Annotated in this window: 28 protein-coding genes; 17 read left to right on the top strand and 11 right to left on the bottom strand. The window is 65.1% G+C overall.

The window, feature by feature from the left end; all coding sequences use genetic code 11:
• Positions 1–4 precede the first annotated feature (4 nt).
• Both G6P88_RS18095 and petA read right to left on the bottom strand, forming a co-directional pair.
• Positions 5–1,288: a cytochrome b gene (locus G6P88_RS18095; RefSeq protein ID WP_165324433.1), complete on the bottom strand. Its 1,284-nt coding sequence runs from the start codon at positions 1,286–1,288 to the stop codon at positions 5–7.
• Positions 1,289–1,299: 11 nt separating this feature from the next.
• Positions 1,300–1,866, bottom strand: a complete 567-nt coding sequence (gene petA / locus G6P88_RS18090) for a ubiquinol-cytochrome c reductase iron-sulfur subunit (RefSeq protein ID WP_165325284.1) — start codon at positions 1,864–1,866, stop codon at positions 1,300–1,302.
• A 198-nt stretch (positions 1,867–2,064) separates the two neighbouring features.
• Here petA and G6P88_RS18085 point away from each other — a divergent pair, with 198 nt between their 5' ends.
• From G6P88_RS18085 to G6P88_RS18075, 3 genes are read left to right on the top strand one after another with little or no spacing between them, the layout of a single operon-like run.
• Entirely contained in the window at positions 2,065–2,514 is a 450-nt protein-coding gene (locus G6P88_RS18085) for a tRNA (cytidine(34)-2'-O)-methyltransferase (RefSeq protein ID WP_165324432.1), read from the top strand.
• On the top strand, positions 2,511–3,371 hold the full coding sequence (hemF, locus tag G6P88_RS18080) for an oxygen-dependent coproporphyrinogen oxidase (protein ID WP_165324431.1): 861 nt from the start codon (positions 2,511–2,513) through the stop codon (positions 3,369–3,371). The genes G6P88_RS18085 and hemF overlap by 4 nt, the downstream gene beginning before the upstream one ends.
• A 4-nt stretch (positions 3,372–3,375) precedes the next feature.
• Positions 3,376–4,005: a GNAT family N-acetyltransferase gene (locus G6P88_RS18075; RefSeq protein ID WP_165324430.1), complete on the top strand. Its 630-nt coding sequence runs from the start codon at positions 3,376–3,378 to the stop codon at positions 4,003–4,005.
• Here G6P88_RS18075 and G6P88_RS18070 read toward each other — a convergent pair.
• On the bottom strand, positions 3,978–4,775 hold the full coding sequence (locus tag G6P88_RS18070) for a DUF7847 domain-containing protein (protein ID WP_165324429.1): 798 nt from the start codon (positions 4,773–4,775) through the stop codon (positions 3,978–3,980). The two genes, G6P88_RS18075 and G6P88_RS18070, sit on opposite strands and share 28 nt — an antisense overlap.
• 103 nt (positions 4,776–4,878) lie before the next feature.
• Here G6P88_RS18070 and lipB point away from each other — a divergent pair, with 103 nt between their 5' ends.
• The 3 genes from lipB (at position 4,879) to G6P88_RS18055 (ending at position 6,586) form a co-directional block, all read left to right on the top strand.
• Positions 4,879–5,535, top strand: coding sequence for a lipoyl(octanoyl) transferase LipB (gene lipB, locus G6P88_RS18065; RefSeq protein WP_165324428.1), 657 nt, complete (start codon positions 4,879–4,881; stop codon positions 5,533–5,535).
• Between the two features lie 75 nt (positions 5,536–5,610).
• Positions 5,611–5,838: a hypothetical protein gene (locus tag G6P88_RS18060; RefSeq protein WP_165324427.1), complete on the top strand. Its 228-nt coding sequence runs from the start codon at positions 5,611–5,613 to the stop codon at positions 5,836–5,838.
• Between the two features lie 58 nt (positions 5,839–5,896).
• Complete coding sequence (locus G6P88_RS18055) at positions 5,897–6,586, top strand: hypothetical protein (RefSeq protein WP_165324426.1); 690 nt, start codon at positions 5,897–5,899, stop codon at positions 6,584–6,586.
• 18 nt (positions 6,587–6,604) lie between these two features.
• Here the strand turns inward: G6P88_RS18055 and queE are convergent, their stop codons facing one another.
• Both queE and queC read right to left on the bottom strand, forming a co-directional pair.
• The gene (gene queE, locus G6P88_RS18050) at positions 6,605–7,234 is read right to left on the bottom strand and encodes a 7-carboxy-7-deazaguanine synthase (RefSeq protein WP_165324425.1); all 630 of its coding nucleotides are present in this window, start codon (positions 7,232–7,234) and stop codon (positions 6,605–6,607) included.
• 1 nt (position 7,235) lies between these two features.
• Complete coding sequence (gene queC / locus G6P88_RS18045) at positions 7,236–7,928, bottom strand: 7-cyano-7-deazaguanine synthase QueC (RefSeq protein ID WP_165324424.1); 693 nt, start codon at positions 7,926–7,928, stop codon at positions 7,236–7,238.
• 143 nt (positions 7,929–8,071) lie between these two features.
• Between queC and G6P88_RS18040 the strand changes: the two genes are divergently transcribed.
• Positions 8,072–8,863, top strand: coding sequence for a proteasome-type protease (locus G6P88_RS18040; protein ID WP_165324423.1), 792 nt, complete (start codon positions 8,072–8,074; stop codon positions 8,861–8,863).
• Between the two features lie 252 nt (positions 8,864–9,115).
• On the opposite strand, the gene G6P88_RS18035 is transcribed toward G6P88_RS18040, so the two are convergent.
• The 4 genes from G6P88_RS18035 to G6P88_RS18020 form a co-directional block, all read right to left on the bottom strand.
• Complete coding sequence (locus tag G6P88_RS18035) at positions 9,116–9,583, bottom strand: DUF3617 domain-containing protein (protein WP_226946631.1); 468 nt, start codon at positions 9,581–9,583, stop codon at positions 9,116–9,118.
• A gap of 160 nt (positions 9,584–9,743) precedes the next feature.
• Positions 9,744–10,640, bottom strand: a complete 897-nt coding sequence (hslO, locus tag G6P88_RS18030) for an Hsp33 family molecular chaperone HslO (RefSeq protein ID WP_165324422.1) — start codon at positions 10,638–10,640, stop codon at positions 9,744–9,746.
• A gap of 103 nt (positions 10,641–10,743) precedes the next feature.
• A complete protein-coding gene (gene argF, locus G6P88_RS18025) occupies positions 10,744–11,673 on the bottom strand; it encodes an ornithine carbamoyltransferase (RefSeq protein WP_165324421.1) in 930 nt (309 codons plus the stop codon).
• On the bottom strand, positions 11,670–12,860 hold the full coding sequence (locus tag G6P88_RS18020) for an aspartate aminotransferase family protein (protein ID WP_165324420.1): 1,191 nt from the start codon (positions 12,858–12,860) through the stop codon (positions 11,670–11,672). The genes argF and G6P88_RS18020 overlap by 4 nt, the downstream gene beginning before the upstream one ends.
• Positions 12,861–13,042: 182 nt before the next feature.
• Between G6P88_RS18020 and G6P88_RS18015 the strand changes: the two genes are divergently transcribed.
• From G6P88_RS18015 to G6P88_RS17990, 6 genes are all read left to right on the top strand, one after another.
• Positions 13,043–13,525, top strand: coding sequence for a hypothetical protein (locus tag G6P88_RS18015; RefSeq protein WP_206335817.1), 483 nt, complete (start codon positions 13,043–13,045; stop codon positions 13,523–13,525).
• A 99-nt stretch (positions 13,526–13,624) separates the two neighbouring features.
• Entirely contained in the window at positions 13,625–13,948 is a 324-nt protein-coding gene (locus G6P88_RS18010; RefSeq protein ID WP_165324418.1) for a DUF4919 domain-containing protein, read from the top strand.
• 91 nt (positions 13,949–14,039) lie between these two features.
• Complete coding sequence (locus tag G6P88_RS18005) at positions 14,040–14,231, top strand: hypothetical protein (protein WP_165324417.1); 192 nt, start codon at positions 14,040–14,042, stop codon at positions 14,229–14,231.
• A gap of 115 nt (positions 14,232–14,346) precedes the next feature.
• Positions 14,347–15,747 (top strand): threonine synthase, encoded by a 1,401-nt coding sequence (gene thrC, locus G6P88_RS18000; protein ID WP_165324416.1) that lies wholly within the window; start codon positions 14,347–14,349, stop codon positions 15,745–15,747.
• A 5-nt stretch (positions 15,748–15,752) separates the two neighbouring features.
• The gene (locus G6P88_RS17995; RefSeq protein ID WP_165324415.1) at positions 15,753–16,985 is read left to right on the top strand and encodes a M16 family metallopeptidase; all 1,233 of its coding nucleotides are present in this window, start codon (positions 15,753–15,755) and stop codon (positions 16,983–16,985) included.
• 52 nt (positions 16,986–17,037) lie between these two features.
• Positions 17,038–17,904, top strand: coding sequence for an RsmD family RNA methyltransferase (locus G6P88_RS17990; protein ID WP_165324414.1), 867 nt, complete (start codon positions 17,038–17,040; stop codon positions 17,902–17,904).
• A gap of 28 nt (positions 17,905–17,932) precedes the next feature.
• Here G6P88_RS17990 and G6P88_RS17985 read toward each other — a convergent pair whose 3' ends face one another.
• Positions 17,933–18,226 carry a 4a-hydroxytetrahydrobiopterin dehydratase gene (locus tag G6P88_RS17985; RefSeq protein WP_165324413.1) on the bottom strand — a complete coding sequence of 98 codons (294 nt, stop codon included), beginning with the start codon at positions 18,224–18,226 and terminating at the stop codon, positions 17,933–17,935.
• A 49-nt stretch (positions 18,227–18,275) separates the two neighbouring features.
• Between G6P88_RS17985 and G6P88_RS17980 the strand changes: the two genes are divergently transcribed.
• Genes G6P88_RS17980 through G6P88_RS17970 form a run of 3 tightly spaced genes read left to right on the top strand, consistent with a single transcriptional unit; the run spans position 18,276 to position 19,908 of the window.
• Positions 18,276–18,677: a metallopeptidase family protein gene (locus tag G6P88_RS17980; protein ID WP_165324412.1), complete on the top strand. Its 402-nt coding sequence runs from the start codon at positions 18,276–18,278 to the stop codon at positions 18,675–18,677.
• On the top strand, positions 18,677–19,264 hold the full coding sequence (gene ccmA / locus G6P88_RS17975; protein ID WP_165324411.1) for a heme ABC exporter ATP-binding protein CcmA: 588 nt from the start codon (positions 18,677–18,679) through the stop codon (positions 19,262–19,264). Before G6P88_RS17980 ends, ccmA begins: the two co-directional genes overlap by 1 nt.
• On the top strand, positions 19,261–19,908 hold the full coding sequence (locus G6P88_RS17970; protein ID WP_165324410.1) for a heme exporter protein CcmB: 648 nt from the start codon (positions 19,261–19,263) through the stop codon (positions 19,906–19,908). The genes ccmA and G6P88_RS17970 overlap by 4 nt, the downstream gene beginning before the upstream one ends.
• 46 nt (positions 19,909–19,954) lie before the next feature.
• Here G6P88_RS17970 and G6P88_RS17965 read toward each other — a convergent pair whose 3' ends face one another.
• Positions 19,955–21,316: a glycosyltransferase gene (locus G6P88_RS17965; protein WP_226946630.1), complete on the bottom strand. Its 1,362-nt coding sequence runs from the start codon at positions 21,314–21,316 to the stop codon at positions 19,955–19,957.
• A gap of 265 nt (positions 21,317–21,581) precedes the next feature.
• On the opposite strand from G6P88_RS17965, the gene G6P88_RS17960 reads away from it, so the two are divergent.
• Entirely contained in the window at positions 21,582–24,149 is a 2,568-nt protein-coding gene (locus tag G6P88_RS17960; RefSeq protein ID WP_165324408.1) for a tetratricopeptide repeat protein, read from the top strand.
• Positions 24,150–24,166 lie beyond the last annotated feature (17 nt).

Genomic DNA, 24,166 nt, shown 5'->3' with positions numbered 1-24,166 from the left:
CCCCTTAGGCCTGGGTGCTCGTCGCGAGGGTAGCCCCGCTCTTGCCCTCGAGAACCGCCTCCGTGATCGAGTTCGGCAGCGGGAGCGGACGCTCCATCTTCGAAACGATCGGCAGGATGATCAGGAAGTGCGCGAAGTAATAGGCCGACGCGAGCTGACTGATCATGACGTAGGGCTCCTCAGCCGGCGAACCGCCGCAATAGCCGAGGACCAGCACGTCGATCACCAGCAGCCAGAAGAACTTCTTGAACGCCGGGCGGTAGTTGCCCGAGCGGACCGGCGACTTGTCGAGCCACGGCAGGAAGAACAGCAGGATGATCGCGCCGAACATGGCGACGACGCCCCACAGCTTGGCCGGAAGGATGAAATCGACGGTGAAGGCGCGCAGGATCGCGTAGAACGGCCAGAAATACCATTCCGGAACGATGTGCGCCGGCGTCGAGAGCGGGTTGGCCGGGATGTAGTTATCCGGGTGACCGAGGAAGTTCGGCGCGAAAAACAGCACCGAGCAATAGACGATCAGGAACACGCCCAGGCCGAAACCGTCCTTGGCCGTGTAATATGGATGGAACGGAACCGTGTCCTGCGGACCCTTAACATCGATGCCGGTCGGGTTGTTGGAACCCGGGATGTGCAGCGCCCAGATGTGCAGGATGATGACACCTGCGATCACGAACGGCAGCAGATAATGCAGCGAGAAGAAGCGGTTCAGCGCGGCGTTGTCCGGGGCGAAGCCGCCCAGCAGCCAGGTCTGGATCGGCGTGCCGACGACCGGGATGGCCGAGAACAGACCGGTGATCACCTTCGCGCCCCAGAAGCTCATCTGGCCCCAGGGAAGGACATAGCCCATGAAGGCCGTGGCCATCATCAGCAGGAAGATCACGAGGCCGAGGAGCCACACCATCTCGCGCGGGGCCTTGTACGACCCGTAATAGAGGCCGCGGAAGATGTGGAGATAGACCACGATGAAGAAGAAGCTCGCGCCGTTGGCGTGCGCGTAGCGCAGCATCCAGCCCGAGTTCACGTCACGCATGATATGTTCGACCGAGTCGAACGCGACGAGGCCGTTGGCCGCATAGTGCATCGCCAAAACGATGCCCGTGACCAGCTGGATCGTCAGCGCGACGCCCGCGAGGACGCCGAAATTCCAGAAGTAGTTCAGGTTCCGGGGAACCGGATATCCACCACCGACGGCGTTGTACACGAAGCGCGGGAGCGGAAGGCGGCTGTCCAGCCACTTCATCACCGGATTCTTCGGCTCGTAATGATTTGCCCAGGGAAAGCTCATATCTCTCTTCCTCAGCCGACTTGGACGACGGTGTCGGATTTGAAGGCGTATTTCGGCACTTCGAGATTCTTCGGTGCCGGGCCTTTGCGAATGCGCGCAGCGGTGTCGTAATGCGACCCGTGACAGGGGCAGAAATAGCCGCCGAACTCACCCTTGACCTCGCCCTCGCCGGCACCCAGCGGAACGCAGCCGAGATGGGTGCAGACACCCATCGTGATCAGCCACTGCTTCTTGCCATCGACGGTGCGCTGCTCGAGCGTCTGCGGATCGCGCAGCGAGCTCGGGTCGACCTTGTCGGCCTGCGCGATCTCGGCGGCCGTCAGATGACGGACGAACAGCGGCTGCTTGCGGAAGATGGTCTTGATCGCCTGACCTTCCTGGATCGCCGACAGATCGACCTCGATCGACGCCAGCGCCAGAACGTCGGCGGAAGGATTCATCTGGTTGATGAGCGGGATCAGTACTGTCGCGGCGCCCACGCCCGCAAAACTGACCGCTGCCACGTTGATGAAGTCGCGGCGACGGACGCCGTCCCCTGCCTCTTCACCGGGCTTTTCAATAGTTTCGAGCGTCGCCATTCCGGAACCCTTGCGCTGCCACGATATCAGACACATGCGTCCCAGGGTTCGAGCCGACAGCTTTTTGCCCCCTGCGCATGCGCAACCGCCCGCGAAAATCCCCGGCGGCTGCGCGCTGATAGCGCCGGTTCGGCGGCTTTGCCAATCCCATTTTCCGTTTATTGGCGCATCGGCAAGCATTCGTTACTCTGCAAAGTCATGCGCATAGCCCTCTACCAGCCCGATATTGCGGGAAATGTCGGTACGATTCTGCGACTTGCGGCCTGTGTCGGCGTGCCGGTCGACATCATCGAGCCCTGCGGATTCGCCTTTTCCGAGAGGGGGTTGCGACGCGCTGGCATGGACTATGCCGACGGCGTCGAAACGGCGCGTCATGCCGACTGGCCAGATTTCGAGGCGCAGCTTCCGGGACGGCTCGTGCTGCTGTCGACCAAGGCGGCAGTTCCCCTTTGGGAAGCAGTCTTCTCCGCCGACGATACACTCTTGTTCGGCTCGGAAGGCGCAGGCGTGCCTGAAGACATCCACGACCGCGCCGATCTGCGGATCCGGATTCCCATGCGACCGGGATTCCGATCCTTGAATGTCGCGGTTTCGGCTGGCATCGCGCTGGCTGAAGCTTTGAGACAGACCGGAGGATGGCCCCAATGACGCTGCAACTCGATCCGCAGCAGAGCGCTGCGCGCAGCTGGTTCGAATCGTTGCGCGACCGCATCTGCGCCACCTTCGAGGCGATCGAGGCCGAAGCCGGAAGCGACGCGCGGTTCGGCTACACGCCGTGGAACCGCGACAATGATCCGGAAGGCCGGGGCGGTGGCGGCGTGCGCGGGCTGATGAAGGGCAAGGTCTTCGAGAAAGTCGGGGTCAATGTCTCTACCGTCGGGGGCTCCTTCGCGCCCGACTTCGCCAGCACGATCCACGGCGCCGGGGAAGAGAATCCGGACTTCTTTGCGACCGGCATCAGCCTGGTCGCGCATATGGCCAATCCGCATGTTCCGGCCGTCCACATGAACACGCGCTTCCTTGCGACCACCAAGCGCTGGTTCGGGGGCGGTGCAGACCTCAATCCGCCCATTCCCTATGACGAGGACACGGTGGCCTTTCACGCCAGACTGAAGGCTGCCTGCGACCTCCATGGCGCCGACTATTATGATCGCTTCAAGGCGTGGGCGGACGAGTATTTCTGGATCCCGCACCGGCAGGTCCATCGCGGCGTGGGCGGCATCTTCTACGATCATCTCGAATGCGCCGACGACGCGGGGTTCGAGGCGAGCTTTGCCTTCACCCGCGATGTGGGCGAAGCGTTTCTCGACATCTTCCCCCGAATCGTGCGCAGCCGGATGACGATGACAGCCGACGCCGAGGACGTTCGGCGGATGATGAACTTCCGCGGGCGCTATGCCGAGTTCAATCTCGTCTATGACCGGGGCACGCTGTTCGGGCTGAAGACGGGCGGGAACATCGATGCGATATTGATGAGTCTGCCGCCGGTCGCGACCTGGGAGTAACTCTGTGCCGTTGACGCCCGTGCCGTCCGATCAGGTGGCGACGATCGTCACCTCGCTGGAAATGCTGGACCGGCCGAAGCCACGTCCGATGCCGCCCGCCCCCTTCAGATTGAATCGCTGGAAGCAGCCCGCCGCCGAGAAATATCGGGCGTTGTTCCGCCGCGTCGGTGAACCCTGGATGTGGTTCTCGCGCCTCGTCATGGCCGAGGACGAGCTGCTTGCCATCATTCAGGACGAGGCGGTGGAGATCTACGCGGTCGAGGACCGGCGCGGCATCGAGATCGGCATGCTGGAACTCGACTTCCGCGTCACGGGCGAAGCGGAGATCGCCTTTTTCGGCCTGGTGCCAGAGCTTGCGGGCAAGGGCCATGGCGGGTGGCTGATGGCGCAGGCATTGGCGCTGGGCTGGCGCAAGGATGTCCGGCGCATGTGGGTGCACACCTGCACGCTCGACCATCCGGGTGCGCTGGCCTTCTACCGAAAGCACGGCTTCAGGCCCTATGCCCGGGCGGTCGAGACCTTCGCCGATCCGCGTCTGGCCGGCGTGCTTCCGATGGAATCGGCGCCGCATGTACCGCTGTTCGGCGGAGACCCCGCCGCTGGCGATCAGGCGCCAGCCGCGAGCCGTCGGTAGACGAGCGCCACATAGACCGAGAAGCCGAGCGAGAGCGTCGCCTCGAGGATCAGGCTGATGACCATCCGCAGCGCGTCGGGCACGGCCTCGACACCCGTCCCCAGCTTGACCAGTTCGAACAGCGACCCGATCACCATCCGGTCGATCACCGCCAGCAGCGTGCTGAGCAGGATCATCACCAGCCATATGGCGACGAGCCGCATGACATTGTCGCGGCTCAGGGCCCAGGCGCGGCGCAGGACCATCGCGGCCCCCTGCCCCTCGCATGCGGCTACGGCGGGAAGCATCAGCAACCGGATCCAGACGACCGCGAAGGGAATGACGAACAGCGTCGCGATCTGGGCGGCCAGACCGGCCGAGGGCGCGCCCGACTGAAAGATCATCACCCCCAGCGTGGCTGCCACCATCACCGCGAGCGCAGCGGCAAAGGCCACCGACATCCCCACGAAGATGGCCAGCAGAGCAGTACCGAAGCGTCGCGCGGCGCGCTCGAACGCCTCACCGACGCTGATGCCCGGGACGGTCGCCAGCAGCGCAAGCACCATATGTCCGAACAAGGTGAGCAGCAGGGCTGGCGCCAGCAGAAGGACCTGGGCAGGCATGGCTGGCGCCGCGGCGGCCCCCGCCTCCGCGATGGCCGGCATGGCCTGCCCAACCAGGAGCTGCGCAGGCGCGAACAGGGCGAGCGCGACCGGGAACAGCAGCGTCCATTCACGCCGCAGGAAGGCGATCGTCTCCTCCCAAGTCGAACCCAGCGAGAAGGATGTCATGCGCAAGCTGCTCCGATCGTCATGGGGCCCGCCTATTCCCGCTTCGTCGGCAGCGCAATCCATGCCACTTGATCGATCGAAAAAAGCGGCAATATGCGGGGCGATGAAAGACGATCTCGACGGCATCGAATGGCGCATCAGCCCCGGCCTCTCGCCTTACGCCGAAACGCTTGCGGCGATGGAGGCGCGCGCCGCCGCGATCCGCGCCGGCGAGGCACCCGAACTGGTCTGGCTGCTCGAACATCCGCCGCTTTACACTGCGGGCACCAGCGCGGCGGAGGATGAACTCCTCGTACCCGATCGCTTTCCGGTGTTCCGGGCCGGTCGCGGTGGCCGCTATACCTATCATGGGCCGGGCCAGAGAGTGGGCTACGTCCTGCTCGACCTCGAAAAAAGGGGACGCGATGTTCGCTGCTTCGTGTCCGGACTGGAAAGCTGGCTGATCCGTACGCTCGCCGATTTCGGCATTGCAGCGCGCAGCGAGAGCGGCCGGGTCGGCATCTGGGTCGGCCATGGCGCGGAGGAGGCCAAGATCGGTGCGATCGGCGTCCGCGTCCGGCGGTGGGTCAGCTTTCATGGGTTTTCTCTTAATGTAGCGCCCGACTTGTCCCATTTTTCGGGCATCGTGCCGTGCGGGCTGGGGGAATATCCGGTGACCAGCATGGCCCGTTTGGGGGTAGAGGCCGACTCCGACACGGTCGATACCGCGCTGCGGCGCCACTTTCCGGAAATGCTGGACCTTTTGCGCTGCAGGAACTGATCGCCACGCGGACTCTTGAGCCGCGGAGTCCGAAGCTATATCCTTGCGACGAAGCAGCTTTCCGGGGGACCATCAATGAACCGTTCGACGGGTGTTCTTGTCGCGGCCGGCATGATGCTCGTTGCGACCGGCCTGGCCGGGTGCGGCAGCAAGGATGCTGGCGATACGACCAATGTGGTCGAGATGAACGCCAGCGACGGGACCATGAACGACATGACGATCGTCGAGAGCTCGATGCTCGACCGAGCCGGAAGCGAGGTCGCCAATGGGATCGAGATGGGGAACGCCAGCAACGCGATGTGACGAGAAGCGGACCGGGCCGTGGGGCCGGCCGGGTACGAACAAATCGGAGGACGGGAATATGGTACGCGTTTTGGCCTCGACTCTGGCCCTTGTGGCGATGACGGTGCAGACTGCACCGGCTTCGGCCTATCTTTTCTGGTCGGGCCCTAATTTCAAGGCGGCGCCCGTGCAGGGCGACGAACCGGGCCTGGGCATCGACATGCCGAAGGCAACGCCCGCCGAGCTCAAGGCTCACCTGCTCTGGAACATGCGCGCCGGGCTGAACGTCGCCGCGCTGCAGTGCCAGTTCTCGCCGATCCTCCTCACTGTCCCCAATTATAACGATCTGCTGTCGAAGAACGCCGACGAACTCAATGGCGCGTACAAAACGCTCGGCAATTATTTCAAGCGGGTCAAGGGCAAGGCCTGGCAGAAGGCCTTCGACGACTACACGACGAGGACCTATAACGGTTTCTCGACCATGCATGCCCAGCTCGGCTTCTGTGAGACCGCTTCGGGCATCGGGCGCGATGCGCGCCGGCTGGGTCGTGGCAATCTGACGCAGCTCGCGGTCGACAGGATGCGAGAGTTCCGCAACAGCCTGGTCCCCGCAGGCGACATGATCCATGCGCGCCGCTATATCCAGGTTTCGGTGCAGACGCCGTCGATGGATCAGGCGTGCTGGACCAAGAAGGATCAGCTGAAGGCCGTCTGCGCGCCGCGCGTGGTACAGCAGGCCAGCAACGACGTTCGCAAGACCGGCGGCTGATCTTCCGGCGCAGGGCGACTATCGAATGCCGACGACCTTGTGAGTCTGCGTCGATAGCCGCCAGCGCGGATGATCGAGAATATAGGCGATCGCCGCTTCACGCGCGGCTGCCAGGTCGGGCCCGTCCATCGGCTGCAGCAGGAAATGCTGGAAGTCCCAGCTTTCCAGGGTAGCGGGATCCAGTCCCTGCTGCGGCCATACCAGCTTGAGTTCCTGTCCCGATCGCTGGACGATCTCGCTGCCGGCCTTGGGGCTGACGCAGATCCAGTCGATCCCCTCGGGCGCCGCCTGGGTGCCGTTGGTTTCGACCGCGGTCTCGACCCCGCGCGCCCGAAGGGCAGTGAGCAATTCGGAATCGACCTGCAACAGCGGCTCGCCACCCGTCATCACGACCAGCGGGTGGGGCAACGCTCCCCACAGGGCTACCACCTTGTCGGCGAGCGACGCCGCATCATAGCGCCCGCCATTGTCGCCATCGAGCCCGACGAAATCGGTGTCGCAGAAACGACAGACCGCAGTCGCGCGGTCCTCCTCGCGTCCGCTCCACAGATTGCAGCCGGCGAAGCGCAGGAACACCGCCCGGCGGCCCACCTGCATGCCTTCCCCCTGCAGGGTGAGGAACATCTCCTTGACCGCATAGCTGCCCATCTCAGGCGTACACCGTGGGGTCGGCCAACCCGGCTTCCTCGAAGCCCTTGGCGCGCAGGCGGCAGCTGTCGCACAGTCCGCAATGACGGCCGTCGGGCGTCGGATCGTAACAGGACCAGCTCATCCCTGCATCGAGCCCAAGGCGCGCCGCCTCGCGGGCGATGTCGGCCTTGGTCATATGCTGCAGCGGCGCGTGGATGGTGAAGCCCTGCCCCTCCACGCCCATGCGGGTGGCGAGGTCGGCCAGATGCTGGAACGCGGAAATGAACTCGGGCCGGCAATCAGGATAGCCCGAGTAATCGAGCGCATTGACGCCCAGGAAGATGTGCCGCGCGCCCGTCGCCTCGGCGAAGCCCAGCGCCAGCGACAGGAAGATGGTGTTGCGCGCCGGCACATAGGTCGAGGGGATGCCCGGCTGTACGCCGTCCTTGGGAACGTCGATATCGTCGGTCAGCGAGGATCCGCCGAAAGCCCTCAGGTTCAGGGGCAAGGTGACATGCCGATCGACCTGCAGCGCCGCCGCGACGCGCTTTGCCGCCTCGAGCTCGACCCGGTGCCGCTGATTATAATCGATGGTCAGGGCCGCCAGCTCGAAGCCCTGCTCCCGGGCGATACCGCCCGAGACCATCGAGTCGAGACCACCCGACAGCAGCACGATCGCGCGCCGGCTTTCAATATTCGCTATGTCAGCCATGGGCCGCATCTATGCGATTTGGGCCGCCGAATCCACAGCTAGCGGGGGAACCGCGCCACCTCGATCCGTCCTGAAATCCGGCACTGACAAATGCCGCATATCGGTTATCCTGCACCGCGGAGAGACAAGGCGAGCGGGAGCACATGACCTATTGTCTGGGAATCATGCTGCGCGATGGGCTGATCATGATCGGCGACACGCGGACCAATGCCGGCATCGACAACATCTCCACCTATCGAAAGCTCCACATCCTGGCCGATGCCCCGGACACGTTCGTGGTGCTCGCAAGTGCCGGCAATCTATCGGTGACCCAGCTCGTGCTGGGCATGCTCGCCGAGGGCCTTCCCGCACGAAATCCCGAAGAAGAACCGCGGCGCATCGAGCATATGCCGAGCATGTTCCAGGCCGCCCAACTGGTCGGCGAGGCGGTGATGTCGGCCGGCGCGCAGCTGAAGCCTGCTCTCTACGCCGCCAACGTGCCGTCAGGCATCTCTCTGCTGCTGGGCGGGCGGATCGCCGGCGGGCCGCTCAAGCTGTTCCTGATCTACGATGCGGGGAACTTCATCGAATGCCAGCAGGACAGCCCCTTCTTCCAGATCGGTGCCACCCAATATGGCAAGCCGATCCTCGACCGGGCCATGGATCATCACAGTTCGCTCGAGGAAGCCGTCAAGGTAGGATTGCTGTCGTTCGACTCGACCATAAGATCCGACCTGTCGGTCGGTCTTCCCTTCGACTTGATTGTCGTCCGGCAGGATTCGAGTGCTCCCATCGTCAGGCGCAGGATCGAAGTCGACGATCCTTATTTCCGAAATCTTTCGGCGCGCTGGTCGATGCTGCTCAACGAATCCCGCGCATCCATCCCTGATCCGCCCTTTCTGCGCGGAGAGGATCCCGTCAGCGATATCGAAGACCGGCTTCGCGCCAAGGGCTGACGTCACCCGCAGCGGAAAAAGAAGGGACTCCCGAAGGCGGGACACAAAAGAAAGGGCCGCCCGAAGGCGGCCCAGGGAGGCTGAAAGCCTGCTAAGGGAGGAAAATGTGCCCAAGGGGAAGGCACGCATCCCTTCTAATATGCCTCGCCTAAACAAAGGATTAACCAGACGACGTCATGGCTGCGCTGGGCGATTCGACTTTGGTATGATCGGCGACCGGCAACCGCGTCTTGCCGCCAGTGACGCTACGGCTCAGCGATGCGAAGCGGAGCCCGCCGGAGAGCATGCGCCGACCTTTCGAGCGCTCACCACATAGTCGAAGGGTGCATTGCGCGCGATGCCCTGAGTCGAAATCGACACCTGGCGCGGAGTCACCACGCGCACCGTGCTGCGCCCCCAACCGGCTCCCTGGCACGTATATTGTACGGTGGCGCTGCGCGCTTCGTTGGCGACGACCAGGCGCGAGCACCCCGTCTGCTCATGTTCTATCTGCACGAGGGCCGCCGGATCAGACAGGCAGACCTGCCGGCTGGGACGTCCAGCGACATCCAGTTGCCACGTTCCGGGTTCAAGCGATTTGAGCGCATCGAGCGCGGGCGGTGCGGCAGGAGCTTGCGCCGGAGCAGGCGTAGCCACTGCAGCAGGGGCCGCGACCAGCCGGGCGGCGACCACTGCAATCAGGATCAGCGGAACGCCCGCACGTACCACCAGGCCCATCATCCACCCCGTTCACTCGAAGACAATATCGCGTTTCCCGGCGCCGCCCGCTCATGCCAGCATCGTTCGACCAACGACCGATAGCCGGAGACGGACGCCACCCAACCTGAAGAATGCTGTTTTGTACCGAAGTCGTTACGATTTCGGGAAGAGGCTATTGCGATCAGATCGATTCGAGCGCGAGGGAAAAGCGCTTGGCGCAGAACTCGCAATCGACATGGATCTCGCCCGCCGCATCGGCCATCTCGGCGCGTTCCTCCAGCGGGAAGCGGGCGATGACCGAGCGGATATGCCCCGGGTCGCAACGACAGCCGCGCTGCAGGTCCACGGCCGCGAAGGTCCGGACCTCGTCCTCGTTGAACAGGCGCCATAGAATGTCGGTCGGCGTCAGCTTCGGATCGGCGAGTTCGGCGGTCGTGACGGTCTGCGCCAGCGCCCGGACATGCTCCCATTCGGGATGATCGAGGCGCGTGTGCAGCCGTTCCCTGCCCTCCTCCCCTTCGGGAAGATGCTGGATCAATATGCCGCCCGCGACATGGCTTCCATCGTCGAGCCGCTTGCTGTGAAGCCGCACGAGACTCGGCAGCTGTTCCGACTGGGTGAAATAGGCCTCAGCCGCCTCGGCCAGCGACGCGCCCTCGAGCGGCACGATCCCCTGATAGCGCTCGCCCGTGACCGCTTGGTCGAAGGTGATCGCGAGATAGCCCTTGCCGAACAGGGCGAAGAGCGAGGGATCGGCCGGGATCTCGGCGACGCGCTCGGGATCGTGACGGATATAACCGCGCATTTCGCCGCCCTTATAGTCGGCGACCAGCAGCTCGACCGCACCGCCATCGGCCTGCGCCTGGAGGGTCAGCTGCCCCTGTTCATGCTTCAGCGTCGATCCGAGCAGAGCCGCCAGGACCAGCGCATCTGCCAGCAGCCGTTCGATCGCGGGGGGATAGCCATGGGCGCCGAGAATGCGGTCGAGCGTCGGGCCCAGCCGCACGACGCGGCCGCGCACATGCCGTTCGGGAATGGTGAAGCCGAGAGCGGTGTCGAGGGTGGGATGGATGGTCAATGCGAGTTCCTGTGCGCCATCAGGTCGGTATGGACGGGCTCGATTTCAAGCATCCGGGCGGACGGTGTCGACCGACAGGCCGCATCCGTCCGCCCATATTTGTTCAACCGATCTTGCCGAGGCACCAGAGGAGAACCGCCTTCTGCGCATGCAGCCGGTTTTCGGCCTCGTCCCAGATCAGCGACTGCGGCCCGTCGATGACCGCGTCCACCACTTCCTCGCCGCGATGGGCGGGCAGGCAGTGCAGAAACATAGCCTCCGGTGCGGCGCGCGCCATCAGCGCCTCGTCGACCTGATAGGGCATCATCGCCTTCAGCTTCTCTTCGGCATGCGCCTGGCCCATCGAGATCCAGGTGTCGGTAACGATCACGTCCGCGCCGGAGGCGATGTCGACCGCGTCCCGCGACAGGCGGATGTCGCCACCCCGTTCGCGCGCGGCCGCGATCACGGCCGGATCGGGCTCATAGCCTTCGGGGCAGGCGATGCCGACGGGGAAGCCGAGCAGGCTGCCCGCCTCGACGATCGAGTGGAGCACATTGTTGCCGTCGCCGAACCAGGCCCAGCGCGAGCCGGCAAGCGAACCGCGATGCTCGATCACGGTCTGCATGTCGGCCATGATCTGGCACGGATGCGACTGGTCGGTCAGCCCGTTGATCACGGGAACATCGGCATAGCGCGCAAGATCGAGCGCTTTCTGATGGTCGTCGGTGCGGATCATGATCGCGTCGACATAGCGGCTCAGCACGCGCGCCGTGTCGGCGATGGTCTCGCCGCGTCCGAGCTGCATGCCGCCCGAATCCATCACGATCGTCGTTCCGCCGAGCTGGCGTATCGCCATGTCGAACGAAACCCGCGTGCGGGTCGAGTTCTTCTCGAAGATCATCGCCAGCGTCTGCCCCGCCAATGGCGCGTCAGCGTCGATCCGTCCCTTGGGCAGCCCCTTCCGGGCCTGCTTGCGGGCGATCGCCTCGTCGAGCATCAGCGTGAGGCCGGCCGTGCCGGCGTCGGCGAGATCGATGAAGGACCGGCTCATTGTGCGGCCTCATAGGTCCGGGCGCCCGCCGACAGCTTTTCGACGCACTCGGCGACATGGCTGTCGTCGATCACGAGCGGCGGCAGGATGCGGACGACATTCTCGCCGGCCGCGACCGTCAGCAGGCCATGATTGTCGCGCAGATGCGCCACGAAGGCGCGCGCCTCGACGGCGTCCTTCAGCTTGATGCCGATCATGAGGCCCAGGCCGCGGGTGCTGTCGAACACCGAATCATGATTCGGCATCATCTGCTCGATCGCCTGCCGCAGCCGTGCCGCCATCGTCTGGACGTTGGAGAGGAACTCGTCGTTCACGGCAACGCGGAACACCGCCTCGGCGGCAGCCATGGCGAGCGGGTTGCCGCCATAGGTCGAGCCATGGGTGCCCGCGACCATGCCCTTGGCAGCCTCTTCGGTCGCGAGGCAGGCGCCGAGCGGGAAGCCGCCGCCGATACCCTTGGCGACCGCCATGATGTCCGGCGTGATGCCATATTGCTCGTGCGCGAAGAAGGTGCCGGTCCGGCAATAGCCGCACTGGACCTCGTCGAGGATCAGCAGCAGACCCTGCTCGTCGCAGATCTGGCGCAGGCCCTGAAGGAACTCGGGCTTGGCCGGCGTCATGCCGCCTTCACCCTGCACCGGCTCGACAAGGAATCCCGCTGTGTTGGCATCGACCGCGGCACGCGCCGCCTCCAGGTCGTTGAAGGCGACCACCTCGAAACCGGGCAGCAGCGGCTCGAAGCCGTCGCGCATCTTCGGCTGGTTGGTGGCCGAGATCGTGCCCAGCGTCCGCCCGTGGAAGGCGTTGGTGAAGCTGATGATCTTGGTCCGGTTCGGATTGCCGTTCACATGGTGATAACGGCGCGCAGCCTTGATCGCGCACTCGACCGCTTCGGCACCCGAATTGGTAAAAAAGACGGTGTCGGCGAAGGTGCGATCGACCAGCTTCTGGGCGAAGGCCTCACCCTGCGGGCTGCCATAGAGGTTCGACACGTGCATCAGCGTCGCCGCCTGGTCGGCGATCGCCTTGACCAGTTCGGGGTGGCCGTGTCCGAGCAGATTGACCGCGATGCCGCTCGCGAAGTCGAGATAGCGCTCACCGCGCTCGCCGATCAGGTAGCAGCCTTCGCCTCGCACCGGACGCACGCCGCACCGCGGATAAACCGGCATGAGCGGGGTGATGGTCATGGCAAAAACTCCCTTTCCTTTCGATCGGCTCTAAAATCGCTCCGAAAATGCAAAAAGGCGGCCACCGGCCGCCTGACGGAGCGCGCATATAGTGACGCAGCCCCATGCTCGTCAAACGCTTCGTCGCATGAAACCGGGGGTATTCAGTGTGAAATCGGCGATTCCGATGCTATGCGATGTTGATGACCGTGCACCGCCCCGATCCGCGCCGGAACGGCCGTACGACTCTCCTCGCGGCTGGCGCCTGTCTGGTCGCTCTGATCGCCGTGCCGGGCGGGACGGCGGCGGTGGATGCGCCATCGTCCGAAAAGACTCCCCTGCCGCAGCCCGTCGTGCTCGACTGGTCGGGATCCTTCCGGTTGAGCGACCCGCCGCGCAACCTACCTGCGGGCGCGAAAGTCGCCCCGTTACGCGATCCGTCCGCCGTGGCCCGCGCCGAGAGCGAGGCCAAGCGCGCAGCGCGAGCGTTGACGGTCGAGGACCGCTCGACCACACGAACCGGCTACCGGCGCATGGCGAGCGAAGGCCAGTCGATCACGGTGCAGCCCCCCGAGCCCGAAGGCCCCATCAATGTGGGGGCGCGGATCGGCAATTACCGCGCCGTCCCGGATACCGGGCAGATTTCGGCGCGAGACGTCCGGCTCTCGGTCGGCGTGGATTTCTAGCGTCCTCTCCATTTTGGAGGCATTCGCTATTCTCATCAATGATGCTTTGCGCCAGCTCTGCCGCTCCGGTTGAGGAACATTATCTGTGACTGACATCCAATGATCGATGGCCGCCTCGTGGCGATGGCGCTGATGTCGATGCTGGCTATGGCGTCTGTCGCGGAAGCGGGAGAGGCGTCTCGACGCTTACATATTGCCCGCATCCTGACCAATGGAGACGGACAATCGCCCGATAGCGCCTTCCGGATAACATCGGCAGCGGACGAGAGGGACGTGTTGGCGGCACTGAAGGTCGAGCCCCGGTCCCGTTCGCTCGTTCTTCACGAAACGAAAGCGCTGGCGAAGGTGTCGGCGATCGACGAGCATGGCGGAGACGTCGTGATCTGGTTCGACGTGGACGCCATGGCCTTCGAGCCGCGATAACGTCCGAACGGGGCCTGTCCGAAGAAGCATGTCGACGCGACTGTGGCGGCTCGGCATCCTCCCCGCTTCGAGGCGATGGAGCGAACCCTTCATGTTCATGGATTTCCGCGACCAGCCGCCTCCCCCGCCCTGGCGCCCGAGACTTCCGGAGCAGCGTCCACCCCTTAGCCTGCGCCAACAAAAAGCACTGACGCTTGTGGTCGCACTCAACCTCCTGCTCCTGTTGATCGCGCCCATCGGCGGGGCGACGATGGTCTCGGCTGTGATCGCCTGGCTCTTCTGACCGCAGGGACCGGCACGGCCGCGACGATGCCGATCCGCCACAGCGACGATGTTTCGGACGTAGAGCCTCCCAATTCCTTGCCGCAGCGGCGCGCGCTCGCTAAGGGCCGCCGGTCATGCAGTATGTCAGCACCAGGGGTTCAGCCCCCCGCCTTGGATTCGAAGACGTCACGCTCGCGGGCCTCGCCTCCGACGGCGGGCTTTATGTCCCCGATCAGTGGCCGAGCTTTACGACCGCCGAGATCGCGGCGATGCGCGGCCTGTCCTATGTCGATACGGCGGTCGCGGTCATGCGGCCCTTCGTGGCTGGCGCGCTCGACGACGCCGAACTGAAGGCCCTGTGCGAGACCGCTTATGGCCGCTTCGCCCATGCCGCCGTCGTGCCGCTCAAGCAGCTCGATCATCGCCAGTGGCTGCTCGAGCTGTTCCACGGCCCGACCCTCGCCTTCAAAGACGTCGCGCTCCAGCTGCTCGGCCTGCTGTTCGAGCGCTTTCTGGCCAAGCGCGACACCCACCTGACCGTGATCGGCGCGACCAGCGGCGACACGGGGTCTGCAGCGATCGACGCGCTTGCGGGCCGCGCCAAGGTCGACATCTTCATGCTTCACCCCAAGGGCCGCGTGTCCGAGGTGCAGCGCCGCCAGATGACGACGGTACTGGCGCCCAACGTCCACAATATCGCGATCGAAGGCAGCTTCGACGACGCTCAGGCGCTGGTGAAGGCGATGTTCGCCGATGCCGGCTTCGCCAGCCGGTTCAACCTGTCGGCCGTCAATTCGATCAACTGGGCGCGGCTGATGGCCCAGATCGTCTATTATTTCTACACGGCCGTACAGCTCGGCGCACCCGACCGGCCGGTCGCCTTCTCGGTGCCGACGGGCAATTTCGGCGACGTCTTCGCCGGCTATGTGGCGGCCCGCATGGGCCTGCCCGTCGCCAAGCTGATCGTTGCAACCAACGTCAACGACATCCTCCACCGTGCCCTGTCGGCCGGGGATTATTCGGTTGGCACGGTCACCGCCACGGCGGCGCCCTCGATGGACATCCAAGTCAGCTCGAATTTCGAGCGCCTGCTGTTCGACCTGCACGGCCGCGATGGCGGTGCGCTCGCCGCGACGATGAAGGGCTTCGAGTCCAGCCGGCGCCTCGACATTCCCGCCGCGATGCGCAGCGAAGCCGCCGCGCTCTTCTCCAGCGCCCGCGTCGATGCCGACCGGATGCAGATGGCGATGCGCTGGGCACATGACCGCGCCGGCGAGATCATCGATCCGCACAGCGCGATCGGCCTCGCCGCCGCGCAGGACGCCGATCTCGACCCGGCGATCCCGATCGTCACGCTGGCGACCGCCCATCCCGCCAAATTCGGCGACGCGGTCGAGCGGGCGACGGGCGTCCGCCCGACGCTGCCTGCCCGGATCGGCGAGTTGTTCGAACGGCAGGAACGCTATGTCGTTCTTCCGGCAGAGATCGGGGCGATCGAGCAATTCGTCGCCGACCAGTCGGTGGCAGCGGTCTGACCGATATGTCCGGCCCGCATCTCCACCGGCTGGCCAACGGCTTCACCATCGCCGCCGAGCCGATGATCGGCGTCGAGACGGTCGCGCTCGGCCTTCATGTCGACTGCGGCGCGCGCCATGAGGACGCGCGGACCAACGGGCTTGCGCATCTGTTCGAGCATATGGTGTTCAAGGGCGCGGGCGGCCGCAACGCCCGGCAGATATCCGAGGCGGTCGAGAATGTCGGCGGCTATCTGAACGCCTATACCTCGCGTGACCAGACCGCCTTTCAGGCGCGGCTGCTGGCCGAGAATCTCGACCTGGGCGTCGAACTGGTCGCCGATCTCGTCCGGAAACCCCATTTCGAACCGTCCGACCTCGTGCGCGAGAAGGACGTGGTGCTCCAGGAACTGGGCGAAGCACGCGACCTGCCCGACGACATCATCAACGACCATTTCCATTCGACCGCATGGCCCGACCAGGCTTTCGGGCGGCCCGTCCTCGGCGAGGAGCAGAGCATCGAAGCCATTGGCGTCGACGACCTGCATGGCTGGACCCGGTGCCATTATCGCCCGCAGGGCATGGTTCTCGCGGCCGCCGGAAAGATCGACGTCGAGCAGCTGGTCGACCTCGCCGAAGAGCGCTTCGGCGACATGGAGCCCGCGCCCCGCCCGGTCGCGGAGGGCGCTGCCTATCAGGGCGGGCTGTTCGTCGAGCGACGCCGTCTCGAATCGGCGCACATATTATTCGGATGGGAAGGCGTCAGCTATTTCGATCCGGCCTATTATCCGCTGCTGTTGTTCAGCCAGGCCGCAGGCGAAGGCAGTTCGTCGCGGCTGTTCCAGGCGATTCGCGAGGAACGCGGCCTTGCCTATTCGGTCGGCACGTCGGTCGCCGCCTGGCGCGATACCGGCATGATGACGGTCTATCTGGCGACGGCGCGCCGCGAGGCCCAGCATGCGACCGACCTCGCCCGCGACCTGCTGCGCGAGACGGCCGTCTCGCTGGCTCCGGTCGAGCTCGACCGGGCGAAGGCCCAGATTCGTGCCACCATATTGATGGCGCTCGAATCGGTGCAGAGCCGGGCCGATCGCCTGGGGTTCCAGACGCTCGTTCACGGCACGCCAATCGATCCGGCGACGATCGTCGCCCGCATCGATGCCTGCACCCTCGACGACGTCCGCGCCGCCGGTGCGCGGATGCTCGCAGGGACCGAAACGCTGGCGACGGTGGGACCGGCGCTGAAGGCTGCGGCCTGACCCTGGTACGGCCGGCACGACTGGCGGCGGGATATTTCGAGACGGATATGCGATGCAGCTGACCACGATCGTCACCGAACCCTGGACCGATTACGGGCTGGTCGATTCAGGCCATGGCCGCAAGCTCGAGCGCTATGGCCGCTTCAGCTTCATCCGGCCCGAACCGCAGGCGATGTGGGCGCCCGCCTCGGCCAACTGGGAAGCAGATGGCGACTTCATCGGCGCCTCGGACGAGGATGGCGGCGGAAAATGGCATCTGTCTCGCGACGTGCCGCGCGGCGGCTGGCACATGCGCTGGGAAGAGGTGCGCTTCACCGCACAGAACACCCCCTTCCGCCACCTCGCCTTCTTCCCCGACATGGCGCCGCAATGGAGCTGGATGCGCGATCGGACGGTCGAGGGCGACGAGGTGATGAACCTGTTCGGCTACACCGGCGTGGGCACGCTGGCGCTCGCCGCCAAGGGTGCCCGCCTGACGCATGTCGATGCATCGAAGAAGTCAGTGGAGGCGGCCAAGGCCAATGCCTTCCTGTCGGACATGGCCGACCGCCCGATCCGCTGGATGGTCGACGACGCCGCGAAGTTCGCCGCGCGCGAGGTCCGGCGCGGGCGCCGGTATGACGGCATCTTCCTCGACCCGCCGAAGTTCGGGCGCGGTCCCAATGGCGAGACCTGGCGGCTGGAAGAACATCTTCCCGCGCTGATCGCCGACTGCCGCGCGCTGCTCGACGACAAGTCCAAATTCCTCGTGCTGACCGTCTACGCGATCCGCATGTCGGCGTTGGCGATCGGAGAATTGCTGCGCCAGGCGACCGCCGATCTCGGCGGCACCGTCGAAATCGGCGAGATGGCGGTGCGCGAGGAAGCGCGCGGTCTGCTGCTGCCGACCGCGATCTTCGCCCGCTGGCACCGGGACTGAATCGTCCGCCTTATCGGCGGCCTCGCTCCTATTCGAGCAGGGCCTCGATCGCCTCGGCCATGGCGATATCGCGGTGGGACAGGCCGCCCGCGTCATGCGTGGTCAGCAATATGTCGACCCGGTTCCAGACGTTCGACCATTCGGGGTGATGGTCGTTCTTCTCGGCATAGAGCGCGACCCGCGTCATGAAGGCGAAAGCGGCGGAGAAGTCCGGAAAAGTGAAACGGCGGGTGATCGCATCACGTGCCTCGTCATAGTCCCAGTCGGGCAGCGCATCGAGCGCATCGGCACGTTCGGCTTCGTTCAGGGCTTCGATCGACAAGTCATCCTCCGCTGGCGTGTTCGGTTTCTCGGCTCTATGTCGGCGCAAGATGAGTGAAGGTCAAACCCTGCCGCCCACCGCCGAGCGGATCGAAGCAATCGCCCGCGCCACCATCGCCCGGCTGCCTGCCGAATTCGCCCGCCATCTGGGCGATGTGGTGCTCAAGGTGGAGGAATTCGCCGACGACGCGACGCTCGACGAAATGGGTATCGAAAACCCGTTCGAGCTGACCGGCCTCTATACCGGCCTGCCACTGGGTTCGAAGTCGGTCGACCATTCGGGCACCATGCCCGACATGATCCATCTCTACCGCCGCGCGATCCTCGACGAATGGGTCGAGACCGATGTGGCGCTAGAAGCGCTGGTCGCGCATGTCGTGATCCACGAAATCGGCCATCATTTCGGCCTGTCCGACGCGGACATGCACGCACTGGAGGCGATGGCCGGCTGATGACGGCGCGGCTCGCCTTCGACCGGGTCGCCTGCCTGCGCGGCGATCGGCTGCTGTTCGAAGGGCTGAGCTTCGCACTGGGCGCGGGTAACGCCGCGCTGCTGACCGGTCCGAACGGCGCGGGCAAGTCCAGCCTGATGCGCCTCGCCGCCGGCCTGCTGGTGCCATCGGCAGGAAAGATCGACCTGCATGGCCGGATTGCCCATGCCGGCGAAGCCCCCGCGCTCGACATGCGCCTGCCGCTGGGCCGCGCGCTGGGATTCTGGGCCGGCATAGACGGGAGCGAAGAAGGCGCCGTGCGCGGCGCGCTCGAGCGGATGGGCATCGCCAACCTCGTCGAAGTCCCGGTCCATATGCTCTCGACCGGCCAGCGCAAGCGCGCGACGCTGGCACGCATCCTCGCCTCGCGCGCCGAAATCTGGCTGCTCGACGAGCCGGGCAATGGCCTCGACACCGCCTCGCTCGGCCGGTTGACCGAAGCGATGGCCGTGCACCGCGCGGGCGGCGGCATCGTGCTGCTGGCGACCCACCAGCCGCTCGACCTGCCCGATGCCCTGCCGATCGTCCTGGGCAGGACCACGCCATGAAGGGCTGGCTCGCCATCGTCCTGCGCGACGTGCGGACCGCCTATCAGGGCGGCGGCGCGCTGCTGCCGCTGGTCTTCTTCCTGCTTGTCGCGACGCTCTTTCCCTTCGCGGTCGGCCCCGACGGGGCGCTCCTCGCCAAGGTCGGCGGCGGCGCACTGTGGATGGCGGCGCTGCTCGCGGCGCTCCTCCCCGTGGACCGGTTGATCGCCCCCGATGCCGAACAGGGCGTGCTCGACCAGTTCGCGGTGCGCGGTTTTTCGGACGAGGCGATCGCCGCCGCCAAGATCCTCGCCCATTGGCTGGGCTTCGGGCCGCCGCTGCTGCTCGCTGCCCTGCCCGCTGCGGCATTGCTCCGCCTCGACGGCGCGACGTTGCTCCGGCTCGAGCTCGGCCTCGCCATCGGCACACCAGCGCTCGCCGCGCTCGGCGTCATGACCAGCGCACTGATCCTGGGCCTGCGCGGCGCGGGCGCACTCGCGGGGCTGCTGATGCTGCCCTTGGCGGTGCCGCTGCTGATCTTCGGCGCCGGCGCGCTCGGCCCTGACGGGATGGGCGCGCTGAAGCTGCTCGGCGCCGCTGCCCTGCTGCTGACCGCCCTGGCTCCCTTTGCCGCGGGCGCCGCGCTGCGCGCCGCACGCGAATAGGCGCCAGGCTTACTCCGGAACGCTCGCGCTGCGGTTCGAGGCGCTCTCAGGCTGCGAGCGCGACCGATTGCCGGGAAAGCAGCGCCAGAAGGGATATGCGGTTGAAGAACCACATGCGTTCGACCGTCAGATCGCTGTACTTCTGGATCGTGTTCGAGAAGGTGTAGGGCGTGTACCAGACATTGTGATCGGGATGGACGACCTCGACGAATGTCTGTGACTCGCTGACGAAGTCGAAATGCCGCGCCTGGCACTGATAGGCGTCGGGCACCGAAATCAGAAAGCATTCGGCGTCGACGGCCTGAAGCTGCTGCATGAACTCCGCCACATTCGGCACATGTTCGAGGACTTCGGGAACGAGGACCATGTCATAGCGATCCTCGACCTGCTCGAAGCTCGAAAAGAGCCTTCCCTTGGCGAAGGGCGCGAGCTGTTCGAGCGCCTCGACATGGACGTCGAGACCGTCGAGTACGGCGCAATAGGGCTCCAGCGCCAGATGGAGCGAGGTCGCCGGATCGGTGATCGGCCAATCCGCGCAACCGACATGCAGGACGCGCTTGCCCTCGCACAGGTAGCGAAACACCTCGAGCCGGCCGAGTTGGGAGATCTCCTCGCTGACGGTCACGCGCTGCACGAAATAGGGCGAATGCTGCGCCTCCAGCGGGGACCCGCAGGCCGGCACAGTTGCAACCGCGCGCCGCACCGGCGCGAGGCGTGCTTCCGGCGCCGGCTTCGCGACGGGCTTCGGTGGCACAGGCTTCGACACCACCGCATCCGCTACGGCGGTCACGTCCTGACGGTGCAGGTCGTCATAAGCATCGAGCGTCGAACCCCAGAGCTGGTGGGCGTAGACCGGATCGCTGCCGTCATAGCTCACGCCGGAAAAGTGGCGCGGGATGAAATAATGGCTGGGGTAGATCCTCAGCGCCGAATATTGATATTTGCGATAGGCATCCGTCAGTCGCTGTGGACCGACCGTCTTCCAGGCCATATCGTTGATGACCGAAGGCTCCGCGGCGATGTCCGCGATGATCCGGCCCAGAAAGATGTTGCCGGCCTCGCTCCCGAAATAGCCGGCGGCGATCATTCCTGGCCGCGCGATCTCATTCTCCCAACAGGCGAAAGCTTCGCAATCGAGCAGGTGGTCGTCCAGCGGGCGAACGCAGACGCTATCCGCGTCGAGGACAATGCCCCCATGCTGATGCAGGATTTCCCAGCGCATGAGATCGGCGACGCCGTTGAGCTCGCGCTCGAACATTTCGACCATGTGGCGCTGGTTCACCCACTCGGTATCCTGCAGCTCGCGATTGCCCCAGATCCGCACCTGCCAGTCGGGATGCCGTGCGCGCCAGCTGTCGATGCAATTATCGGGACGCTTCGTTTCATCGCCGACCCAAATGAAATGCATGATCTTAGGAATCATCGCGTCACCCTGTCTGTCGCCGCGCATCCGGCCCGGCTGCCTGTGAAGACGAGAGCACTCGGATCGCTCAGGCCACGCCCGTGGCTACGCAAAACAGGGTTAACAAACCGATAAGCACCCGCCGAAATGCCCGGCGGAGCGCAGCGGAGAATGGTTAATCGTTTTTTAAGCCGCACAGGATAGCCACAGGCTGTCGGAAAAGACTCCCAGAGCGAACGAGCGCGCTGCGAGCGGAAGTGCGAGAGATGCGATGAAATTCAATGTCGAGCAGAATCTGCGCAAGGCGCTCTCCTCCGCGCGCTCCGGCGACAACGCCGGAGCCGAGAAGATCTATCGGCAAATCCTGGCAGCCTTCCCCGCCAACAAACGTGCGCTGGCGGGATTGCGTGAGCTGTCGAATCCCTTTGCCGGCCGCTCCTACGAGCAGGGTGTCGAAGCCGTTCTGTCGCTCTACGATCAGGGGCGGATGCCCGAAGCGCTGGAAGCCATCCAGTCGATGCTCGATCTGTTCCCCAAGCGCGCCGACCTTCATAATCTGGCAGGAGCCATCCAGAGTGGGCTGGGCCGGTGGGACGATGCGCTGGCGAGCTATGGCGAAGCGATACGCCTCAATCCGGCGGATGGAGATGCGCATACCAACCGCAGCATTGCCCTGCTGCGTCTCCACCGCCTGGAAGAGGCCGCGGACGCCGGCGACAGGGCCATAAAGGTTGCGCCGTATTCGGCCGGCGCCCATTCCAACCGCGCCATGGTGCTGCGGATGCTGGGGCGATCGTCGGAAGCTGCGGCCGGTTATGATCGCGCCATAGAACTCGACCCGCGATCGGCCGAGCTTCACTATAATCGCGGAAATCTGCTTCAGGATCTCGGGAAGCTAAAAGACGCGATCGCCAGCTATGATGCCGCGATCGCACTCAAGCCTGGCTATGCGGCCGCCTATTGCAATCGCGGCAACGCACAAAGGATATTGGGCCTGCATTTCGAGGCTCTGGCGAGCTACGATGCGGCCATCGGGATCGATGCCGACTTCGCCGAAGCCCACTCCAACCGCGGCATCGTTCTTCGCGAACTGAAGCGGCGCGACGAGGCACTGGAAAGCTGTGCGCTGGCGGCAAGCCTCCATCCGGACTCTGCCGCGATCCTCTATAATCACGCGACGATATTGCAGGATCTCAATCGCCTCGAGGAGGCCGTATCGGCCTATGATCGGGCCATCCAGCTCGAACCGGACCATGTCGAAGCGCATATCAACCGGGGCGGTGTGCTGATCACCCTGCACCGCTTCGAGGAGGCCCTGGCAAGCTTCCTCAAAGTGGCCGACCTGCGTCCCGACGAGGCGGCGAACCATTATAATCTGGCCAATGCCCTCCATCTGCTCCACCGCGTGGACGAAGCCGTGGCGAGCTATCGCCGGGCGGTCGCGCTGAAGCCGGACCATGTCGAGGCGCAAGCCCATCTGCTCTACCAGCGGGCCCGCATGTGTGCGTGGGACGCGGCCGACGACAGGGCCGCGCTCTCAGCGATCCACGGCACCGACGATGCAATCCCGCCCTTCTCGATGCTGGCGATCGAGGACGATGCCGAGCGGCATCTGCTGCGGTCGAAGACCTGGGTCAGGAAGAAGATCAAGGGCCCCGGCCTCAGCTTCCCGCGCAAGCGCAACGACGATCCCCGCATCCGCATCGGCTATTTTTCGGCCGACTTCCATAACCATGCCACGATGCACCTGATGGCGAAGCTCCTGGAACGGCACGATCGGTCCCGCTTCGAGATCCACGCCTTTTCCTATGGCCTGATCAAGGACGCTTTCACCGATCGCGCCGCAAAGGCCGTCGACATGTTCCACGACGTCAGCGGCCTCGATGACCGCGCCATTTCCCAACTCGCAAAGGATCAGCAGATCGACATCGCCGTCGACCTGAAGGGCCACACATATGAAGCCCGGCTGGGAATTTTCTCCCACCGCCCGGCACCGGTCCAGATCGCCTATCTGGGCTATCCGGGATCGACCGGCGCCAGCTTCATGGATTACCTCATCGCCGACGAGGTCGTGGTCCCGGAAACGCATAGCCAGTTCTATTCGGAGCAGATCATCCGCCTGCCCGGGTGCTATCAGGTCAACGACGACAGTCGCGCCGTGCCCGAATCCCTTCACACGCGCGCGGAACTGGGCCTCCCGACGGAGGGCGTCGTCTTCTGCAGCTTCAACAGCAATTACAAGATCAGGCCGCCGGAGTTCGGCATCTGGATGGACATCCTCCGCCAGGTCGACGGCAGCGTGCTGTGGCTGCTGAGGGACAATCCATGGGTCGAGGCCAATCTGAAGCGCGAGGCCGCGGCGCGCGGCATCGCTCCGGACCGCCTGATCTTCTCCGACAAGGCGGCGGTGGCGGAGCATCTGGCGCGGCACCACGGCGCCGACATCTTCCTCGACAGCTTCAACTGCAACGCCCATACGACCGCCAGCGATGCCTTGTGGGCGGGCCTGCCGATCGTCACCAAGCTGGGCCAGAGCTTCGCCGCCCGCGTCGCCGGCAGCCTGCTTCACGGGCTCGGCCTGCCCGAACTCGTCACCGAGACCGAGGCGGATTACGCCCGACTGGCCATCGATCTTGCACGGCAGCCCGATCGCCTCGCCGCCATCAAGCAGAAGATCGCCGCAAATCGGCGAACGGCGCCCCTGTTCGACACGGAAGCCTTCACCCGAAATATCGAGCGAGCCTATGAGATGGCTCACCAGCGCCACCTCGACGGGTTGCGCCCTGCCCCTCTGACGATCGGCCTTGCAAGCGACGAACGCCGCAAACGCGCGGCATGACCCGCCGAGGGGCGGAC

Source organism: Rhizorhabdus phycosphaerae (assembly GCF_011044255.1).
In the GTDB taxonomy this organism is placed as follows: Bacteria; Pseudomonadota; Alphaproteobacteria; order Sphingomonadales; family Sphingomonadaceae; genus Rhizorhabdus; species Rhizorhabdus phycosphaerae.
This window is presented reverse-complemented; position numbering and strand designations above follow the sequence as displayed.

Coding starts and splice junctions, on each gene's coding strand:
- G6P88_RS18095 (WP_165324433.1), bottom strand. CDS start 1,288: ATGAGCTTTCCCTGGGCAAATCATTACGAGCCGAAGAATCCGGTGATG.
- petA (WP_165325284.1), bottom strand. CDS start 1,866: ATGGCGACGCTCGAAACTATTGAAAAGCCCGGTGAAGAGGCAGGGGAC.
- G6P88_RS18085 (WP_165324432.1), top strand. CDS start 2,065: ATGCGCATAGCCCTCTACCAGCCCGATATTGCGGGAAATGTCGGTACG.
- hemF (WP_165324431.1), top strand. CDS start 2,511: ATGACGCTGCAACTCGATCCGCAGCAGAGCGCTGCGCGCAGCTGGTTC.
- G6P88_RS18070 (WP_165324429.1), bottom strand. CDS start 4,775: ATGACATCCTTCTCGCTGGGTTCGACTTGGGAGGAGACGATCGCCTTC.
- lipB (WP_165324428.1), top strand. CDS start 4,879: ATGAAAGACGATCTCGACGGCATCGAATGGCGCATCAGCCCCGGCCTC.
- G6P88_RS18060 (WP_165324427.1), top strand. CDS start 5,611: ATGAACCGTTCGACGGGTGTTCTTGTCGCGGCCGGCATGATGCTCGTT.
- G6P88_RS18055 (WP_165324426.1), top strand. CDS start 5,897: ATGGTACGCGTTTTGGCCTCGACTCTGGCCCTTGTGGCGATGACGGTG.
- queE (WP_165324425.1), bottom strand. CDS start 7,234: ATGGGCAGCTATGCGGTCAAGGAGATGTTCCTCACCCTGCAGGGGGAA.
- queC (WP_165324424.1), bottom strand. CDS start 7,928: ATGGCTGACATAGCGAATATTGAAAGCCGGCGCGCGATCGTGCTGCTG.
- G6P88_RS18040 (WP_165324423.1), top strand. CDS start 8,072: ATGACCTATTGTCTGGGAATCATGCTGCGCGATGGGCTGATCATGATC.
- G6P88_RS18035 (WP_226946631.1), bottom strand. CDS start 9,583: ATGATGGGCCTGGTGGTACGTGCGGGCGTTCCGCTGATCCTGATTGCA.
- argF (WP_165324421.1), bottom strand. CDS start 11,673: ATGAGCCGGTCCTTCATCGATCTCGCCGACGCCGGCACGGCCGGCCTC.
- G6P88_RS18020 (WP_165324420.1), bottom strand. CDS start 12,860: ATGACCATCACCCCGCTCATGCCGGTTTATCCGCGGTGCGGCGTGCGT.
- G6P88_RS18015 (WP_206335817.1), top strand. CDS start 13,043: ATGACCGTGCACCGCCCCGATCCGCGCCGGAACGGCCGTACGACTCTC.
- G6P88_RS18010 (WP_165324418.1), top strand. CDS start 13,625: ATGATCGATGGCCGCCTCGTGGCGATGGCGCTGATGTCGATGCTGGCT.
- G6P88_RS18005 (WP_165324417.1), top strand. CDS start 14,040: ATGTTCATGGATTTCCGCGACCAGCCGCCTCCCCCGCCCTGGCGCCCG.
- thrC (WP_165324416.1), top strand. CDS start 14,347: ATGCAGTATGTCAGCACCAGGGGTTCAGCCCCCCGCCTTGGATTCGAA.
- G6P88_RS17995 (WP_165324415.1), top strand. CDS start 15,753: ATGTCCGGCCCGCATCTCCACCGGCTGGCCAACGGCTTCACCATCGCC.
- G6P88_RS17990 (WP_165324414.1), top strand. CDS start 17,038: ATGCAGCTGACCACGATCGTCACCGAACCCTGGACCGATTACGGGCTG.
- G6P88_RS17980 (WP_165324412.1), top strand. CDS start 18,276: ATGAGTGAAGGTCAAACCCTGCCGCCCACCGCCGAGCGGATCGAAGCA.
- ccmA (WP_165324411.1), top strand. CDS start 18,677: ATGACGGCGCGGCTCGCCTTCGACCGGGTCGCCTGCCTGCGCGGCGAT.
- G6P88_RS17970 (WP_165324410.1), top strand. CDS start 19,261: ATGAAGGGCTGGCTCGCCATCGTCCTGCGCGACGTGCGGACCGCCTAT.
- G6P88_RS17965 (WP_226946630.1), bottom strand. CDS start 21,316: ATGCATTTCATTTGGGTCGGCGATGAAACGAAGCGTCCCGATAATTGC.
- G6P88_RS17960 (WP_165324408.1), top strand. CDS start 21,582: ATGAAATTCAATGTCGAGCAGAATCTGCGCAAGGCGCTCTCCTCCGCG.